We start from the raw sequence: 18,678 nt of genomic DNA, 5'->3' as shown, positions 1-18,678 counted from the left end.
GAGGTCATATGAAAAAATATTTACAATATCGCCGTGGATATATATGTATATGGCTGCTTCTTTGCATTGTTCCTATCTTGATTCAGATGCTTTATGGTCAGGCACTGGAGAGCGTTTTGTATGGAAGCGGTCTGGCAACTGTTTTGGTATTGCTCTTTATGGTGCATGATTTTTCGCAATTTCGTGAGAAAGAGGAAAAAAGAAAACAGATTGCGCAGAATATGGGAAGCAGGGAATTATGCTTGTTTGATACAAAAAATCCGGTAGAAAAAGAGTATCTTGATTTGCTAAGTGAGCTTACGGAACGCTACTGTAAACAGGCAGAACAAATGCAGAACGCCACAAAGGAAAGACAGGAGTATTATACGACGTGGGTGCATCAGGTGAAGACGCCGATGGCAGCGATGAATATGCTGTTGCAAAAGGAAGACACGCCAGAAAGCAGACAACTGCAGCTGCAGCTTTTCCGTATGGAAGAATATGTAGAGATGATTCTTCATTTTACAAGATTAGAGGAATCGGGAACGGACTTTGTTTTTGATGCGTATGATTTGGATGAGATGATACGAAAGACCATCCGTAAATACGCGTCTGTTTTTGTGCAAAAAAAGATTGCTATCTGTTATGATACCGTCGCAGCACATGTGCTTACCGATGAAAAATGGTTTTGTTTTGTGTTAGAGCAGGTGCTTTCCAATGCACTCAAATATACAAATCATGGAAGTGTAACCATTGCCATGGAAACGCCGGGACTTCTTACTATTCGTGACACAGGAATTGGGATCGCACCTGAAGATGTGCCACGCGTTTTTGAAAAAGGATATACGGGGTATAATGGCAGAGCAGACCACAAATCCACCGGTCTGGGATTATATTTATGTAAACGGACAATGGACCGACTGCATCATGGTATTTTATTGACATCAACTGTGGGCGAGGGGACAACCGTTACGCTGGATCTTCGCAGAGAAGAGCGGGTAATAGAATAATTTTTGCTATCTTACAAAAATGTCACATAAGAAGCCTTATATGTCACACGATTCGATGGTTGACTTATAGGGCTTTTGTTAAAGTATGCTTGTAATGAAAAAAGATAGTGCGCACGCAGGGGATGCGTGTAGGACAGGAGGAAAATATGGCTATGTTAGAAGTAAATTGTCTGGAAAAGATATATAAAACGCGTCTGGGCGGAAATCAGGTGCAAGCATTATGGGATGTTTCTTTTTCTGTGGAGCAGGGAGAATACGTGGCAATTATGGGAGAATCCGGAAGTGGTAAGACAACACTTTTGAATATTTTAGCAGCACTCGACCGACCAACGAGCGGCAGTGTTCTTTTAGATGGATGTGATGTTACCGATTTACCGGAAAAAGAAATTTCCAAATTCCGTCGTGACCATTTGGGATTTGTATTTCAGGATTTTAATTTGTTGGATACCTTTTCTTTGAGAGATAACATTTATTTACCAATGGTGCTCGCAGGGAAAAAACCAGAAGAGATGAAGGCAAAAGCAGAGCCTCTGGCAAAAAGACTGGGCATAGAGGATGTTTTAGATAAATTTCCATATGAAGTGTCTGGTGGACAGAAACAGCGTGCGGCAGTGACACGTGCACTCATGATGGATCCAGAACTGCTTCTCGCAGATGAACCGACAGGAGCTTTGGATTCGAAGGCAACAGATGAATTATTACAGGTATTCTCAGAGCTGCATGCGGCAGGGCAGACGATCTTGATGGTAACCCATTCGACAAAAGCAGCATCGCATGCAAGTCGTGTCTTGTTTATTAAAGATGGCGAAGTGTTTCATCAGTTGTATCGTGGCAACAGTACGAATGAGGAAATGTATCAAAAGATTGCCAATACACTGACACTCTTGACGACAGGCGGTGATGAAAATGAGTAAAGGATTTTACCGCCAGCTGGCAAAAACGAATATGAAAAAGAATGGAAAAATATATGCACCCTATATTCTCAGCGTGATCGCTGCGGTGGCAATGTTTTACATTATACAATCGCTGGCACTCAATCCGGGATTTGAGAACATGCTCGGTTTTAATACGATGAATTCTATTTTGACATTTGCCTGCTGGGTTGTTCGGATTTTTCTTGTGATTTTCTTGCTATATACGAACAGCTTTTTAATCAAGCAGAGAAGAAAAGAGTTTGGTGTTTATCATATGCTTGGCTTAGAGAAAAAACATCTGGCAATTACCTTGTTCTGGGAGAGCTTAGGTGTACTTGCGATAGGACTTTTCGCAGGAATCCTTTTTGGCATGCTTTTGGATAAACTTTTGTATGCCGTTCTGATACGCATGTTAGGTTTTTCGGTTCCGCTTGGCTTTTTTGTATCGCCACTTGCGATTGGACGTACGGTGCTCCTATTTGTTGTCATAATGGCACTAAATTATTTTTATGATATCGCGCAAATTCATGCGACATCGCCGATCGAACTTTTGCATGGCACTGATATGGGAGAAAAGGAACCACGTGCAAAATGGCTGCTTGCCATTCTTGGATTTATACTTTTGGCGACAGGCTATACTATTTCGCTGAAAATAGAAGATCCGGTGTCTGCAACTGCTATGTTTTTCGTAGCCGTTCTCTGCGTCATTTTTGGCACATATCTGCTATTTACAGCGGGGAGTATTGCGTTACTAAAATTGTTGAAAAAGAAGAAAAGCTTCTATTATAAGACAAACCATTTTGTGAGTGTTTCCGGTATGATGTACCGAATGAAGCAAAATGCCGTAGGGTTGGCTCACATTTGCGTACTTTCCACCATGGTGCTTGTGATGATTTCGACGACATCTTCCATGATATTTAGTATGCACGATATTTTATATACGCGTTATCCGATGCAGAACATGTGTTATGTTTCCGGTACAAGTCGCAGTGACGATCAAAAGATGATAGAAGCCATTCATCAGATGGCAAAGGAAACCGGTTGTGATGTCAAGGATGAAATATATGCACGCGGTTGTATTATTTATACCCGAAGACAGGGAAATGCATTTGAAGCGGATGCGACTGCCATGGGGATGTCTGCTAAAATCTTGTTTTGCATAAATCTGGAGGATTATAATAAGAGCATGCATACAAAGGAAACGTTGGAACCGGGAGAGGTTTTGGTATATGCGGCTCATGAACACTATGGAAAAGATACGATTGAGATTATGGGACAGGATTATCGCGCAAAAGAAGTGAAAAAGGCACCTTGCAATGGCATATTGGCATCTTATATGTCAAGTGAATATTACATTGTTTTCCCGGATGAAGCAGCGGTAGAGCAAATAGCAGAGCACATACCATATCAGTATGATGACAGTTTTAACGAGTTGCGATCATATTATGGCATTGATATTGATGGAAATGCTGATCAGCAATGGGAACTTTATAAGAAAATACAAACGTATCCATCCGCAAACATGAGCAGCTTTTCTGTGGAAAACCGAAAAGTGAATGAGAAAGCAATAAATGCTCTTTATGGTGGCTTGTTCTTTACGGGTGCATTTCTCGGTGTACTCTTTTTGATAGCAACGGTTTTGATCATTTATTATAAACAGCTATCGGAAGGCTATGATGATCGGAAACGATTTCATATTATGCAGCAGGTTGGTATGACGCATGAGGAAGTATCCTCTGCCATTCGTTCCCAGGTATTAACTGTATTTTTCCTGCCGCTTGTGACTGCCTGCATTCATACCTGTTTTGCTTTTCCGATTATCTGTCGCATGTTGTCGCTCTTTAATATGCGTAATACAACGCTTTTAGTCGCATGTATGGTTGGATGCTTTGTGGTATTTGGTATCATCTATGTGCTGGTGTATCTGATGACTGCCCGGACATACAATCGTATCGTACAGGAATAACCGAAAAGCTTTTCCATTGCGTGCACTTGACAGAATATGCTATAATCGAGAACGGATATATTGTAGCAACGATGGATGAAACAGTATAAGATATAGAAAGCATCTGATTTGATTGGACGGTTTTTATATATACACAAGTGTTAAGGAGTAAAACAATGGTCAAAGTAGTAAAATTTGGTGGAAGTTCCCTGGCAAGTGCAGCACAGTTTGCCAAGGTAGGAGATATTATCCGCGCGGATGAGACACGTCGTTATGTTGTGCCGAGTGCGCCGGGAAAACGTAATGCAAAGGATACGAAAGTAACAGATATGCTTTATTCCTGTTATGCATTAGCAGAAGCAGAGGAAGACTTTAAGGGTGCACTGAAAAAAATTAAGGAACGTTACAATTCCATTATCAATGGACTGAATCTGACACTTTCTCTGGAAGACGAATTCAGAATAATCGAAAAAAACTTTGCAGATAAAGCCGGAGAAGATTATGCAGCCAGCCGTGGTGAATATTTAAATGGTATCATTATGGCAAACTACTTAGGCTATGAGTTTATTGATGCGGCAGAAGTGATCTTCTTTGACGAGAATGGAAACTTTGATGATTATAAGACAGATAAGGTGATGGCAGAACGTCTCTCGCATGTAGAAAAGGCCGTGATTCCAGGCTTTTACGGAAGTGATAGCAATGGCAATGTAAAGACATTCTCCAGAGGTGGATCTGATATTACAGGATCGATTGTATCGAAGGCCGTACATGCCAGCGTATATGAGAACTGGACGGATGTTTCCGGATGTCTGGTTGCAGATCCTAGAATTGTAGAGGACGCGCAGCCAATCAGAGTGATTACTTACAGAGAATTGCGCGAGCTTTCTTACATGGGAGCCTCCGTGCTGCATGAAGATGCAATCTTCCCGGTACGCAAAGCGGGCATCCCGATCAATATTAAGAATACCAATGCGCCGGAAGAACCGGGAACTATGATTGTAGAAAGCACCTGTCAAAAGGCAGATTATACCATTACCGGTATCGCCGGTAAGAGGGGCTTTGTAGCAGTCAATATTGATAAAGATATGATGAACTCAGAAGTGGGCTTCTGTCGTAAAGCACTGGAGGCATTTGAAGAGAATGGTATTTCCATTGAGCATATGCCATCCGGTATTGATACCATGACGGTCTTTGTTCATCAGGAAGAATTCGAGGGCAAGGAGCAGCAGGTTATTTCTTCCATCCGTCGTCTCGTAAATCCGGACATCATTGATCTGGAAGCGGATCTGGCACTGATCGCTGTCGTTGGCCGTGGCATGAAGTCTACCCGTGGTACAGCAGGAAGGATCTTCTCTGCACTGGCACATGCCAACATCAATGTTAAGATGATCGATCAGGGATCTTCCGAGTTGAACATCATCATCGGTGTCAGCAACAATGATTTTGACAATGCAATTAAGGCTATTTACGATATCTTTGTGATGACACAGATCTAGATATATGGATCTTTTAAGGCACCTTTTGATAGGTGCCTTTTGTTTGTGAAAAATATCCATTTGCGTTTCAGATATACTTTGTGAAAATTCGCCCTTACATTTTTTGCCAAAAGTTGATAAAATATATATGTATATAGGTAAAATGTGTGTAAATTGTCGTGGACTCGATGGAGTTGTCGAAATTGGTGAAAGGATGTGTCAAGATGTTTGAAGTGGGCGAACGAGTAGTGTATGGTCATCATGGTGTATGCGAGATTGTAAAGATCGACACCCTGGATATGCCGAATGTGCCAAAAGACCGGCAGTATTATTATTTGTCGCCGACGACAGATGGCACCAGCATCATGTATGCACCGGTGGACAATCCCAAACTTTCCATTCGCCGGGTTATGACCAAGGATGATGTCATGTCACTGATCAAGGCGATGCCGCAGATCGATATGTTAAACGTGACCAATGACAAGCAGCGTGAGAACGAATACAAGGAGTGCATCCGTAGTCTGGACGGCAAGGAATGGGTTCGTCTATTAAAGACCGTACGGGAGCGTGGACGCGGACGCATGGAAAAGGGCAAGAAGATGACTGCCTTAGATGAGCGTTACATGAAGATGGCGGAGATGCAGTTGTACTCGGAGATTTCCGCGGTGCTGGAGATCCCCCGCAATCAGGTGGAGAACTTTATCGAAGAACATATGGTAGTCGCATAAAATAAAGAAAGAGTAAACAGCAATCCCCAGATGGAAAAGATCCGTCTGGGGATTTTTGTGACGATTTTGTGAATTTTCAAAAATTATTAGCACTCACTATTGACGAGTGCTAATAAAGGTGCTATAACATAATTGTCAAAAGAAAAGACATTAAAACAATGAGATAAGAAAACAAATAGTTTTGATGATATGGAAGGAGCGATGACTTATGTTAATGCCTAGTATTTTTGGAAATGATTTTATGGATGATTTCTTTGTATTCCCACAGGAGAGAAAGACCACACCGACTGCTAAGGCAAACCTGATGCAGACGGATGTCAAAGAAACAGAGACAGGTTACGAAGTGGTGATTGATCTTCCGGGATATAGTAAGGAAAATGTAAACGCGGAATTGAAGGATGGCTATCTGATCATCAGTGCTACAACGAGCACGAATGACGAGGAGAAATCCGAAGATGGCAAGTACATTCGCAAGGAGCGTTACAGTGGTTCCTGCCAGAGAAGTTTTTATGTAGGTGAAGATATCACCCATGAGGACATCAAGGCGAAATTTGAAAACGGTACTTTGAAGTTGGATATTCCAAAGAAGGAAGCCCAGCCGAAGGTAGAGCAGAAAAAGACGATCGCCATTGAGTGATCGATGATAGGAACAAAAGAGGCTGGCTACAATCCGTAGCCAGTTTTCTTTTAAATAAGAAAGTAGGTGAGTTGGGATGTCTGCCAAGAGAGATTATTATGAAGTCTTGGGTGTCGACAAGAAAGCAGATGAGAGTACGATAAAGAAAGCGTTTCGGCGATTGGCAAAGAAATACCATCCCGATACCAATGCGGGGGATGCAAAGGCGGAAGAAAAGTTTAAAGAGATCACAGAAGCCTATGATGTCTTGAGTGATAAAGAAAAAAGAAAGTTGTACGACCAGTTTGGACACGCTGCCTTTACAGAAGGCTTTGATCCGAACCAGGCAAGTGGTTTTGGCGGCTCCGGCTTCGGGGGAACCAAGTTCTATCGCAATGGTGATGGCATGGAGTTTCATTTTGAAGGCGGCAATATGGATGATATGGGAGATATCTTTGATTCCATCTTTGGAGGTGCTTTTGGTGGTGGTGGCTCCGGTTTTGGCGGCAGATCTCAGGGCTTTGGCAACCGTGCAATGAAAGGAAAAGATCTGCATGCAGAGATCACCATATCCTTTGAAGATGCAGCCTTTGGCTGTGACAAGCAGATCACGATCTCTGATCCATCCGGCAGACAGCCGCAGACTTTGTCGGTGCATATTCCGGCAGGAATCGATGAGGGGAAGACTGTACGACTTGCAGGAAAAGGTCAGCCGGGCATAAATGGTGGCAAGAATGGTGATCTGATGCTGGCAGTCCATGTGCTTGACAGTAAGGCTTTCCGTAGGGAAGGCATGGATGTCTATTCGACCATCCGTGTGCCATTTGTAACGGCAGCCCTGGGCGGATCTGCCAGAGTCCACACCTTGTACGGCGATGTCGAGTGTCAGATCAAAGAGGGCACCCAGTCCGGCAGCAAGATCCGTCTGAAAAATAAGGGTATCGTCTCCATGCGGAATGCGCAATTCCACGGCGATCAGTACGTGACCGTGGAGGTCGATGTGCCGAGACATCTGAATGCGATGGCAAAACAAAAATTAAGAGAATATGCAGGTGCAGAAAGAGCGTCTGCGTGATAAGATAAGATTTAGGAGGTGAAGCATATGAACATCCAGAAATTTACACAAAAGTCAATGGAAGCAGTGCAGGACTGTGAGAAATTGGCATATGAATATGGAAATCAGGAGATCGAACAGGAACATCTTTTGGTCGCTCTTTTGCAGCAGGAAAATGGACTGATCCCGCAGATGATCGAAAAGATGGAGATACAGTTAGAACATTTTAAGGATAATGCCATCCGGCATCTGGAGGCAAGGACAAAAGTCTCCGGGGGGCAGGTCTATGTCGGTAAGGACTTAAATCAGGTACTCATCCATGCAGAGGATGAGGCAAAGGCGATGGGGGACGAGTATGTCTCCGTCGAGCACCTTTTCCTTGCCATGATCCGTTACCCGAATCGTGCCATCAAGGAAATCTTTAAGGAGTATGGCATTACCAGAGACCGCTTTTTACAGGCACTTTCTACCGTGCGGGGCAACCAGAGGGTGATGACGGACAATCCGGAAGCAACCTATGATACCTTGGAGAAATACGGTTATGATATGGTCGAACGTGCCAGAGACCAGAAACTTGATCCGGTCATCGGACGAGACGCAGAGATCCGCAATGTGATTCGTATCCTATCCCGTAAGACCAAGAATAACCCGGTACTGATCGGTGAGCCGGGTGTCGGCAAAACGGCAGCTGTAGAGGGTCTGGCACAGCGAATTGTCCGCGGGGATGTACCGGAAGGACTGAAGGACAAGAAGTTGTTTGCCCTGGATATGGGTGCACTGGTCGCCGGTGCAAAATATCGTGGTGAGTTTGAGGAACGTCTGAAAGCTGTTTTGGATGAGATTAAGAATTCCGATGGCGAGATCATCCTCTTTATCGATGAACTGCATACCATCGTTGGTGCCGGAAAGACAGACGGTGCCATGGATGCGGGCAATATGTTAAAACCAATGCTTGCGCGTGGAGAATTGCATTGTATCGGTGCAACGACTCTGGATGAATACAGGGAATACATTGAAAAAGATCCGGCGCTGGAGCGACGTTTTCAGCCGGTTATGGTGGATGAACCATCGGTCGAAGACACCATTTCCATCCTGCGTGGTCTGAAAGAACGTTATGAAGTATTCCATGGCGTTAAGATCACAGATGGTGCGTTGGTTTCTGCGGCAACTTTATCCAACCGTTATATCTCAGACCGTTTCCTGCCGGATAAGGCGATCGATCTGGTCGATGAGGCGTGTGCCTGATCAAGACGGAATTGGATTCCATGCCGACAGAGTTGGACGAACTCAACCGTCGTATCATGCAGCTTCAGATCGAGGAGACTGCGCTGAAAAAAGAGGACGATCATTTGAGTCAGGAGCGTCTGGAAAATCTGCAAAAAGAACTTTCCGAACTGCGGGAGAAATTCTCCGGACAGAAAGCCCAGTGGGATAATGAAAAGCACGCAGTAGAAAAGGTTTCCCAGTTACGAGAGGAACTGGAGAGCCTGCGCAATGAGATTAAGATCGCCCAGCAGAATTATGATCTGGAAAAGGCGGCAGAACTCCAATACGGCAAACTGCCACAGTTGGAAAAGCAGTTGGAGCAGGAAGAAGAACTGATCAAGAATAAGGATATGAGTCTTGTCCACGAGAGCGTGACCGAGGAGGAGATCGCCCGTATCATCTCCCGCTGGACCGGTATTCCGGTGGCAAAATTAAATGAGAGCGAGCGCAATAAGACCCTGCACTTAGCAGAGGAACTCCACAAGCGGGTCATCGGTCAGGATGAGGGCGTGACCAAGGTCAGTGAAGCCATCATCCGTTCCAAAGCGGGTATCAAAGACCCGGACAAACCGATCGGATCCTTCCTTTTCTTAGGACCTACCGGTGTAGGTAAGACGGAACTGGCAAAGACATTGGCGGCAAGCCTGTTTGACGATGAGAACAACATGGTACGTCTGGATATGAGCGAGTACATGGAGAAGTATTCCGTTTCCCGTCTGATCGGAGCGCCTCCTGGATATGTCGGCTATGATGAGGGCGGACAACTGACAGAGGCAGTCCGCAGAAAACCTTATTCCGTTGTCCTCTTTGACGAGGTGGAAAAGGCGCACCCGGATGTCTTCAATGTCCTCTTGCAGGTCTTAGACGATGGACGTATCACAGATTCACAGGGCAGGACGGTTGACTTTAAAAATACCATTATCATCATGACCAGTAATTTGGGGTCTTCCTATCTGTTGGAGGGCATTGATGAAAATGGCAATATCCGACCGGAAGCCGAAGATGCCGTGATGAACGAACTGCGTCAGCATTTCAGACCGGAATTTTTGAACCGTCTGGATGAGACCATTTTGTTCAAGCCGCTTACCAAGGATAATATCGGTCATATCGTGACGCTTCTCATGGAGGAGTTGAACGGACGTCTGGCAGACCGTGAGATCCGTGTGGAATTGTCACCGGAGGCAGAGACCTACATTGTCGATCATGGTTATGATCCGATCTATGGTGCAAGACCACTCAAGCGGTATCTGCAAAAGTATGTAGAGACCATGGCAGCCAAATGCATTTTGGCAGATGAAGTGGATATGGGCGATACCATTTATATTGATGTAGCGGGTACAGAATTGACCGCTGTCGTAAAGCATCAGGCATAAAAGAGCACATTTTTCATATACTATAGTATGAAGAATAAGAGCAGAGCCAGTCTTGGCAAAAAGTCAGGGCTGGCTTTTTTTATGAAAAAGAAGTATATCCTGACTGGACTTTTTGGACTGCTTGTGACGTGTGGCGGACTTTTCTGGCAGTATGCGGTCTATGAAGGATCGGACCCGGTGCGAAAGACTGCGACAGTCATAAGCAATGCAGACTGGGCAGACCCGGCGGAAAAACTCGTAGCCCTGACTTTTGATGACGGTCCCCATCCGGTCTATACAGAGGAGATCCTTGATGTCTTGGATCAGGCAGGTATAAAGGCGAGTTTTTTTATGATGGGAAAAGAAGCAGAACTCTATCCGGATGTTGTAAAAAAGGTAAGCGATGCCGGGCATCTGATCGGAAATCACACTTATACGCACGCCAATGTCTGCCAGATCTCCGCGGATGAGACAACAGAGGAGATAACAAAGACGAATGATATTTTAGAAGGTCTGACCGGAAAACGTCCGCAATTTTTCCGCCCGCCGTTTGGTTGCAAAAATGAGACCTTGGAAAAGCAGACAGGCATGTTCTGGATCTTCTGGGATGTGGATACTCTGGATTGGAGCCTACAGAACGCGGAGCAGGTTTATTGTAAGGTAGTGAAAAATGTGGGAGAAAATGATATTATTTTAATGCACGACGCTTATCCGTCCACTGTGGAGGCAGTCCGGGAACTCATTCCGGCTTTGCAGGAAATGGGCTATACCTTTGTGACAGTCGACCGCCTTGTGGAACCGTGATAGGTTTATGACATACAAGTGATAGAAAATATATATGACAAAAGACTTGTACTTTTTCCCATTATTTAGTATCTTATTAGGTGTGATGCATAATCAGATACGAAATCCTGCATTTTAAAACGAAAATGCAAGAAGAAATAGGAAATATGCAAGTAAATATGCAAGATTTTATATTTTAAAATGCAATTTCGGAGGAAACATGGATTTATTTGATTACATGCGACAGGAAAATGGAAAAAAGGAATCTCCTTTGGCATCCCGTATGCGGCCGACGAGTCTGGATGAAGTCGTCGGACAGCAGCATATCATAGGAAAGGACAAACTCTTGTATCGTGCCATCATGGCGGACAAGATATCATCCATTATTTTCTATGGACCGCCGGGAACCGGAAAGACGACCCTTGCCAAGGTCATTGCCAATACGACCAGCGCGGAATTTACATCCATTAATGCGACGGCGGCAGGCAAGAAAGACATGGAGCAGGTCGTGGAAAATGCCAAGAACATGCGGGGCATGTATGGCAAAAAGACCATTCTTTTCATTGATGAGATCCACCGTTTTAACAAGGGACAGCAGGATTACCTCTTGCCTTTTGTGGAAGATGGAACGGTCATTCTGATCGGAGCAACGACGGAAAACCCATATTTTGAGGTCAACGGCGCGCTTTTATCCAGATCCATCATCTTTGAACTAAAGCCATTATCCCAGGAGGACATCAAGACTTTGATCCGGCGCGCACTGACCGACAGTGCAAAAGGACTTGGCTCTTATGGAGCGGTCATTGATGATGATGCGCTTGATTTTCTGAGCGATATGGCAAATGGAGATGCCAGAAGTGCACTGACAGCCATTGAACTTGGCGTTCTTACGACAGAGCCTTCTGCGGATGGGAAGATCCACATTACTTTATCCGTGGCGAGTGAATGTATCCAAAGGCGTGTTGTGAAGTATGATAAGAGTGGGGACAACCACTACGACACAATCTCGGCTTTTATCAAGAGTATGCGGGGATCTGACCCGGACGCAGCTATCTATTATCTGGCGCGGATGCTCTATGCCGGAGAGGATGTCAAATTCATCGCACGACGCATCATGATCTGTGCAGCAGAGGATGTGGGAAATGCAGACCCGCAGGCTTTGCAGGTTGCCGTGGCAGCAGCACAGGCAGTGGAACGCATCGGCATGCCGGAGAGCCAGATCATCCTGGCTGAGGCTACCAACTATGTGGCATGTGCACCCAAGAGTAATGCCTCTTATCTGTCCATTGATGCAGCCATGCATATGGTGGCAAGCGGACAGACACCACCGATCCCGGTACATTTGCAGGATTCGCATTACAAATCTGCCGGTAAACTGGGACATGGCATTGGTTATCAATACGCACATGATTTTAAAAACCATTATGTCGCACAGCAATATCTGCCGGATGCTTTAGCAGGCACACGTTTTTATGAGCCGACAGATATGGGCTACGAAAAACAGATCCGGGATCATCTGGAAAAGATCCGCAGAGAAGCGGAGTAAGAGGAAATGACCTTTGCGGGCGATGACAGCGGTCGGCAAAGTTTATTTAATAAAGGAACAAGCAACAGGAGGAACAAATAGCATGCAAACATATGCAGACATGACAAAGGAACAGTTGCAGGAAGAACTGACAAAGGTACGTCAGATCTACAAAGAGTATCAGGACAAGGGTCTGAAACTCGATATGTCCCGTGGTAAACCATCCAGCGGGCAGTTGGATCTGGGCATGGGGCTGCTCAATGCAGTGGATGCAGAGTCTTTGATGCAGGCAGAAAACGGTCTGGATACACGTAATTACGGCGGACTGGACGGCATCCCTGAGGCAAAGCGTCTTATGGCAGGTATTATGGAAGTCAGACCGGAACAGGTCATTGTTTGTGGCAATTCCAGTTTAAATACCATGTATGACATGGTGGCTCGTGGAATGCTTTTGGGTTATTTGGGCCAGACCCCTTGGTGTAAATTAGATAAAGTAAAATTCTTATGTCCGGTGCCTGGCTATGATCGTCATTTTGCAGTGACCGAGCATTTCGGCGTGGAAATGATCAATGTGCCAATGACAGAAGAAGGACCGGATATGGATATGGTGGAAAAATTGGTAGCAGAGGATGATGCCATCAAGGGTATCTGGTGTGTACCGAAGTACTCCAATCCACAGGGCGTGATCTACTCTGATGAGACGGTGAGACGTATGGCAGCATTAAAGCCGGCAGCAAAAGATTTCCGTATCTTTTGGGATAACGCTTATGCCGTACATCATCTGTATGGCGCAGAAAAGGGAAAGATCTTAAATATTTTGGATGAATGTGAGAAGGCAGGCAACCCGGATATGGTATTTGAGTTCTGCTCTACCTCCAAGATCTCCTTTGCCGGAGGTGGCATTGCAGCCATTGCAGCATCTGAGGCAAACCTTGCGGATATCAAGAAGTCACTGACTATTCAGACGATCGGTTTTGACAAGGTCAACCAGTTGCGTCATGTCCGTTTCTTTAAAGATGCCGATGGCATTGCAAAACATATGGAAAAACATGCAGAATTTTTAAGACCTAGATTTGAACTGGTACTGGAAACTTTGGAAAGCCAACTTTCCGGTCTGGGAGCAGGATCATGGATCAAGCCGATGGGCGGTTATTTCATCACATATGAGACAAATGAGGGCTGCGCCAAGCGTGTCGTTGCACTGGCAAAAGAGGCTGGTGTTGTGCTGACACCGGCAGGTGCGCCATTCCCATATGGAAAGGATCCGAAAGATTCTGTCATCAGAATTGCACCATCTTATCCTACGATGGAAGACTTAAAACAGGCTGCTGAAATCTTCTGTGTATGTGTAAAAGTGGCAACGATTGAGAAACTACTGGAGAACTAAAACGGCATTGTTATCAGATGTGAGTGCTTGTAGAATAGAGTAGTTAAGATGGGATTCTAGGAGGAAAGATCATGGCAAAGACAGTTGGAGTGATCGGTAGTGGAAACATGGGCAGAGCATCATGGGCGGCATGATCGCGGCAGGGCTTTATGCGCCGTCGCAGATCCTGGCATCTGCAAAGACCAAGGAAACGGTTGAAAAAATAGAAAAGGAACTTGGCATTGTTGCAACGACGGACAATACTGAGGTGGCAAGAAAGGCAGATATTTTATTCCTTGCCGTAAAGCCGGGGGTATTTGCCACGGTGATTCCACAGATCCGGGATGTCTGTAAAGAGGGTCAGGTGGTCGTATCGATCGCAGCCGGACAGACACTGGCGTCCATTACAGATCTGTTTGGACGGCAGATCAAGCTGGTGCGTTCTATGCCAAACACACCGGCACTGGTGGGCGAGGCAATGAGTGCCGTGACACCGAATGAAAAGATCAGCCCGGAAGAATTGCAGGAAGTGATGGCAATTTTTGAAAGCTTTGGAAAAGCAGAGATTGTGCCGGAGACTATGATGGATGCCGTTGTTGGCGTGAGCGGATCTTCCCCTGCCTATGTCTATATGTTTATCGAGGCAATGGCGGATGCAGCAGTGGCTGATGGAATGCCAAGAAAGCAGGCTTATAAATTTGCAGCGCAGTCTGTCCTTGGTGCAGCAAAGATGGTATTGGAAACAGGAGAGCATCCGGGAGTTCTGAAAGATGCTGTTTGTTCACCGGACGGCACGACGATTGCAGCAGTAGCAGAGTTGGAAAAATCGGGACTGCGTTCCTCTGTGATCGAGGCACAGCGGGCATGCGTGCAGAAGTCAAGGGATATGAGTAAGGAATAAGATTTACTGGAAAGCAGTTTTCGATGGCTAAAGTATGCTGGCGTTGCTATCGCAACGATCAATGCTACGGAACCAAGAATGTCACTCAATCAAAATGCAAAATTGATGGGGATTAAGAGTCAATCTTTGTGACTTTGTAAGAGTAAAAGAGCATCAAAACGAGCGCGTTCGTCAGCAGAACGCGCTTCTTTTATGCATTGCATGAGTGATGCGTATTTGGCAGATGAACTAGTCATGGAGTATCAGCAACACAATTCATAGCCCTCTTGCCAATTCCTTTGGTCTTGCTCAATGGCGGCATGCACGCTTTCTTTGAAAAACTTGGTATCACGAAACCATCTTTATCGGTGCTGACATGGGCATATCAGAAATATCCCAAATAACCTCTAAATAAGATTGACAAAAAATTATCAAAGTAGTATAGTGAGGATAAGTGATAATTGACAGATAATTTGATCTGTCGTCAATCGAGGAGGAAAGAAACATGGGAGAATTCAAAAATTTAAAATTAGACGTAGAAGATGAAATCGCTGTCCTGACCATCAGCCGTCCGGCAGCCCTCAATGCCTTAAATAGTGAGACATTGGACGAATTAAATGTAGCACTGACAGAGATCGAGGCTAGAGATGATGTCAAGGTTCTGATCCTGACCGGTGGTCCTGATAAAAAGGGCAATGAGTTCAAGTCCTTTGTAGCAGGGGCTGATATCGCAGAGATGGTCAACTTTAGCGCAGCAGAAGCAAGAGCCTTTGGTATGAGAGCATCTGTTCCATTCTTCAAGTTGATGAATATGCGTCAGGTTACGATCGCTGCTGTCAATGGTTTTGCTCTTGGCGGTGGATGCGAGATTTCCATGGCATGTGATATCCGTATCGCATCTGAAAACGCTAGTTTCGGTCAGCCGGAGACAGGCCTTGGTATCATTCCTGGATTTGGCGGAACCCAGCGTCTGGCTCGTCTGGTTGGTATGGGACGTGCAAAGGAAATGATCTTTACCTGTGACTCTGTTGATGCACAGGAAGCATACCGCATCGGTCTGGTAAATAAGGTTGTTGCCAAGGAAGAACTCATGGATACCGCAAAAGCAATGGCTAAGAAGATCTGCAGCAAGGGAAGTTATGCAGTATCTGTTGCCAAGGCTGCGATCAACAACGGCTATGACATGGACATCAAGAATGCTGTAGAGATGGAGGCAAACCTCTTTGGTGTGGCATGTTCTACACATGATAAGACAGAAGGCATGACTGCATTTTTGGAAAGACGCGCAGCAGATCTGACAGACTTCTAAAAAGCAAATTGACAAACGATACATAAAATGACATGAAAAAAGACCATGGTGCTTTGTAAAGTACCATGGTCTTTTTGACATATCTCTGACATATCTTTTACATCAGTAATTGCAAGATGATCTGGACCAGCCACCATACGATAAAAAGGATCATGCCGCCATTGAGAAAATAGGTCCGGAAGCGTGCGCCGGGAGCAACGCTGTTCGGCGAGGTCAGCAGGTGGATCTTTTTGATATTTTTAAAGAATAATACGATGCCTACGATCACCAGAATGATCAGCACAAGTGCATAGAGGCAGAGCAGTAACATACCGCTCAGATGCGACATAAAGATATTGGTCAGGTAAGAGACATCAGCCATCTTTTCGGGATCTGTGGCGGCAAGCGCCAACTGATCCATACCAGACAGTTTTAGAAGTCCCATGCTGACGGCGGAACCGAGGAAGTTGACCAGCATATGCATATAGATGGTGTATTTGACATTGCCAGTCTTGACATATACAAAGGCAAAAACGCCGCCGATCACAAAGGCATAGGCAAACTGGTTGAGATTGCCGTGGAAAAGTCCGAAGAAGAGGGCGGAGATCAAAACGGAAATGCCCTCGCCGTATTTGATGGTGCGGTCAATAAGCATCTTGCGGAAAAGCAACTCCTCTAAGACAGGCGCAAGCAGCACCATAACAAGGACATTGACCCAGGCTGCATTTGCAAGGGCTGTCTCCACGATCTCATTCGTGACGGTGGAACCCTTGAGATTGCCGACTATATTGGTGATGATATTTCCGGCGATGTTTGCCAGGTACATGCCGGCATAGCAGATGAGAAAGGTGACGATCCACTGTTTGCCGGTCATGGTACAAGGCTGGATGCTGCCTTCTTTTGGAACGCGCTTGATGACAAGCATCATGAGCGGCACGGCGATGATATAGGTTGTCAGCATAGAGATCAGAAAACTCAGGGTCTGGTCTGCGGCGAGCGTGGGCGCCAGATGTGTAAGGGCGAGCGGTGTCAAGGTGCGGACACCGGCAAAAAGAAGTGCACCGATAAAGTAGGCTATGCCGATGCGGGAAAAATGTCTGCGGGTCTCTGTATTCATATGTTTGTCCTCCGTGTGCTATCTAAAAACTATAAGTATAGTATTACACATTTTATTTGACGTGTCTATTATTCCGCCAACTCTTAAAATTTCTTAAGATTGTTTGAAAAATTATGGAAGTCCGACCAAGGTAGGCGGGGATATGCTATACTAGGTACAAGAAATCAGATCAAGAGACAGAATGTGCAATTTATGACAGAAAGTATAACAGGCAGACCAGTCCTGTTATAATAGGATAGAAGATGATAGAAAATACAGATTTGTCGGTTTTGGTAGAGCCGACCCTGACCTGGTATGAGGCAAATAAGCGCGACCTTCCGTGGCGAAAAGATAAAGATCCCTATCATATCTGGGTTTCGGAGATCATGTTACAGCAAACCCGTGTGGAAGCCGTGATCCCCTATTACGAGCGCTTTATGACAGCCCTGCCGACCATCGAGGCACTGGCAAAGTGTCAGGAGGACCCACTTTTGAAACTGTGGGAAGGCTTGGGCTATTACAATCGCGTCCGCAATATGCAAAAGGCGGCGCAGACCATTTGTGCAGAATATGGTGGTCAGATGCCGCAGACCTATGATGGAATCGTGGCGCTTTCCGGCATCGGACCCTATACAGCGGGGGCAATCGCTTCCATCGCCTTTGATGAGCGGGTGCCGGCGGTGGATGGCAACGTACTCCGTATCTTATCGCGCGTCAGTCAGGATGACAGCGACATTTTAAAAGATGCAACAAAAAAGCGCATGACGGCGCAGCTTTCCCAGATTATGCCCAAGGAGGCAGGAGCCTTTAATCAGGCATTGATGGAGATCGGAGCCTTGGTCTGCATACCCAATGGACAGCCAAAATGTGATCTTTGTCCCTGGCAGCCTTTTTGTCTGGCATATAAAAACGATACTTACGACCGTCTGCCGGTCAAGACCAAGGCAAAACCCAGACGGATCGAGGAGAAAACCGTCCTTCTGATACAGGATGGGCAAAAGATCGTTCTGCGGAAACGCCCTTCCAAGGGACTTTTGGCAGGACTGTACGAACTGCCTAATATCGAGGGATATTTGACGGAGGAAGAAGCGCTTGCCTTTGTGCGCGGACAAAATCTGGCTCCCTTGCAGATCAAGAAACTGCCGGAGGCAAAACATATTTTTTCTCATATTGAATGGCTTATGCAGGGCTTCCTGATACAGGTGGCAGATGTCGACAGTTTCCAGCAGGATGAGGATCTTTCCAAGGGGCCACAGGACTACTTGCTGGTTGATATCGATAAGACCCGAAAGGAGTATGCGATCCCGTCAGCCTTTGATAAATATGCGGAATTTATTGCTTTGCACCGGATGGACTAAAAGAAATACTTTATTTTACAAAAGTTTTGTGTATATAATAAGA

14 protein-coding genes and 1 pseudogene are annotated in these 18,678 nt (G+C 45.4%); 14 read left to right on the top strand and 1 reads right to left on the bottom strand.

From position 1 onward, the window contains the following. Nucleotides 1–8: 8 nt before the first annotated feature. The 13 genes and pseudogenes from DW996_RS07620 (at nt 9) to DW996_RS07560 (ending at nt 16,202) form a co-directional block, all read left to right on the top strand. On the top strand, nt 9–989 hold the full coding sequence (locus tag DW996_RS07620; RefSeq protein WP_118535327.1) for a sensor histidine kinase: 981 nt from the start codon (nt 9–11) through the stop codon (nt 987–989). A gap of 146 nt (nt 990–1,135) precedes the next feature. Further along, nucleotides 1,136–1,903 (top strand): ABC transporter ATP-binding protein, encoded by a 768-nt coding sequence (locus DW996_RS07615; RefSeq protein ID WP_118535326.1) that lies wholly within the window; start codon nt 1,136–1,138, stop codon nt 1,901–1,903. Further along, nucleotides 1,896–3,869, top strand: a complete 1,974-nt coding sequence (locus DW996_RS07610) for an ABC transporter permease (protein ID WP_158575273.1) — start codon at nt 1,896–1,898, stop codon at nt 3,867–3,869. The genes DW996_RS07615 and DW996_RS07610 overlap by 8 nt, the downstream gene beginning before the upstream one ends. 155 nt (nt 3,870–4,024) lie before the next feature. Then, complete coding sequence (locus tag DW996_RS07605) at nt 4,025–5,344, top strand: aspartate kinase (protein WP_118535324.1); 1,320 nt, start codon at nt 4,025–4,027, stop codon at nt 5,342–5,344. 185 nt (nt 5,345–5,529) lie between these two features. After that, nucleotides 5,530–6,051, top strand: a complete 522-nt coding sequence (locus DW996_RS07600) for a CarD family transcriptional regulator (protein ID WP_243098737.1) — start codon at nt 5,530–5,532, stop codon at nt 6,049–6,051. 208 nt (nt 6,052–6,259) lie between these two features. After that, on the top strand, nt 6,260–6,688 hold the full coding sequence (locus DW996_RS07595; RefSeq protein WP_118281673.1) for an Hsp20/alpha crystallin family protein: 429 nt from the start codon (nt 6,260–6,262) through the stop codon (nt 6,686–6,688). A 76-nt stretch (nt 6,689–6,764) separates the two neighbouring features. After that, the gene (locus tag DW996_RS07590; protein WP_118281674.1) at nt 6,765–7,742 is read left to right on the top strand and encodes a DnaJ C-terminal domain-containing protein; all 978 of its coding nucleotides are present in this window, start codon (nt 6,765–6,767) and stop codon (nt 7,740–7,742) included. A gap of 27 nt (nt 7,743–7,769) precedes the next feature. After that, nucleotides 7,770–10,360, top strand: a pseudogene (gene clpB, locus DW996_RS14830) (ATP-dependent chaperone ClpB). A gap of 81 nt (nt 10,361–10,441) precedes the next feature. Further along, nucleotides 10,442–11,143, top strand: a complete 702-nt coding sequence (locus DW996_RS07580) for a polysaccharide deacetylase family protein (protein WP_158573055.1) — start codon at nt 10,442–10,444, stop codon at nt 11,141–11,143. Nucleotides 11,144–11,342: 199 nt separating this feature from the next. After that, a complete protein-coding gene (locus DW996_RS07575) occupies nt 11,343–12,668 on the top strand; it encodes a replication-associated recombination protein A (RefSeq protein ID WP_118535322.1) in 1,326 nt (441 codons plus the stop codon). Between the two features lie 82 nt (nt 12,669–12,750). Next, complete coding sequence (locus DW996_RS07570; protein WP_118535321.1) at nt 12,751–14,034, top strand: aminotransferase class I/II-fold pyridoxal phosphate-dependent enzyme; 1,284 nt, start codon at nt 12,751–12,753, stop codon at nt 14,032–14,034. 121 nt (nt 14,035–14,155) lie between these two features. Then, entirely contained in the window at nt 14,156–14,914 is a 759-nt protein-coding gene (gene proC, locus DW996_RS07565) for a pyrroline-5-carboxylate reductase (protein ID WP_330428836.1), read from the top strand. A 484-nt stretch (nt 14,915–15,398) separates the two neighbouring features. Next, nucleotides 15,399–16,202 carry an enoyl-CoA hydratase-related protein gene (locus DW996_RS07560; protein ID WP_118281680.1) on the top strand — a complete coding sequence of 268 codons (804 nt, stop codon included), beginning with the start codon at nt 15,399–15,401 and terminating at the stop codon, nt 16,200–16,202. Nucleotides 16,203–16,299: 97 nt separating this feature from the next. Here the strand turns inward: DW996_RS07560 and DW996_RS07555 are convergent, their stop codons facing one another. Then, nucleotides 16,300–17,298: a CPBP family intramembrane glutamic endopeptidase gene (locus DW996_RS07555; RefSeq protein WP_118535320.1), complete on the bottom strand. Its 999-nt coding sequence runs from the start codon at nt 17,296–17,298 to the stop codon at nt 16,300–16,302. Between the two features lie 242 nt (nt 17,299–17,540). Here DW996_RS07555 and mutY point away from each other — a divergent pair, with 242 nt between their 5' ends. Beyond that, entirely contained in the window at nt 17,541–18,635 is a 1,095-nt protein-coding gene (mutY, locus tag DW996_RS07550; protein ID WP_118281682.1) for an A/G-specific adenine glycosylase, read from the top strand. The last annotated feature ends 43 nt before the right edge of the window (nt 18,636–18,678 follow it).

This window comes from Roseburia sp. AM51-8 (assembly GCF_003478275.1).
Classification (GTDB): Bacteria; Bacillota; Clostridia; order Lachnospirales; family Lachnospiraceae; genus Pararoseburia; species Pararoseburia lenta.
The sequence above is the reverse complement of the archived record's forward strand: the minus strand, read 5'-3'. Positions and strand labels throughout refer to the sequence as shown.

What these genes read in the sequence shown, in the direction of transcription:
- DW996_RS07615 (WP_118535326.1), top strand. Translation starts at nt 1,136, where the DNA reads ATGGCTATGTTAGAAGTAAATTGTCTGGAAAAGATATATAAAACGCGT.
- DW996_RS07610 (WP_158575273.1), top strand. Translation starts at nt 1,896, where the DNA reads ATGAGTAAAGGATTTTACCGCCAGCTGGCAAAAACGAATATGAAAAAG.
- DW996_RS07605 (WP_118535324.1), top strand. Translation starts at nt 4,025, where the DNA reads ATGGTCAAAGTAGTAAAATTTGGTGGAAGTTCCCTGGCAAGTGCAGCA.
- DW996_RS07590 (WP_118281674.1), top strand. Translation starts at nt 6,765, where the DNA reads ATGTCTGCCAAGAGAGATTATTATGAAGTCTTGGGTGTCGACAAGAAA.
- DW996_RS07595 (WP_118281673.1), top strand. Translation starts at nt 6,260, where the DNA reads ATGTTAATGCCTAGTATTTTTGGAAATGATTTTATGGATGATTTCTTT.
- DW996_RS07560 (WP_118281680.1), top strand. Translation starts at nt 15,399, where the DNA reads ATGGGAGAATTCAAAAATTTAAAATTAGACGTAGAAGATGAAATCGCT.
- DW996_RS07575 (WP_118535322.1), top strand. Translation starts at nt 11,343, where the DNA reads ATGGATTTATTTGATTACATGCGACAGGAAAATGGAAAAAAGGAATCT.
- DW996_RS07620 (WP_118535327.1), top strand. Translation starts at nt 9, where the DNA reads ATGAAAAAATATTTACAATATCGCCGTGGATATATATGTATATGGCTG.
- DW996_RS07555 (WP_118535320.1), bottom strand. Translation starts at nt 17,298, where the DNA reads ATGAATACAGAGACCCGCAGACATTTTTCCCGCATCGGCATAGCCTAC.
- mutY (WP_118281682.1), top strand. Translation starts at nt 17,541, where the DNA reads ATGATAGAAAATACAGATTTGTCGGTTTTGGTAGAGCCGACCCTGACC.
- DW996_RS07570 (WP_118535321.1), top strand. Translation starts at nt 12,751, where the DNA reads ATGCAAACATATGCAGACATGACAAAGGAACAGTTGCAGGAAGAACTG.
- DW996_RS07580 (WP_158573055.1), top strand. Translation starts at nt 10,442, where the DNA reads ATGAAAAAGAAGTATATCCTGACTGGACTTTTTGGACTGCTTGTGACG.
- proC (WP_330428836.1), top strand. Translation starts at nt 14,156, where the DNA reads ATGGGCGGCATGATCGCGGCAGGGCTTTATGCGCCGTCGCAGATCCTG.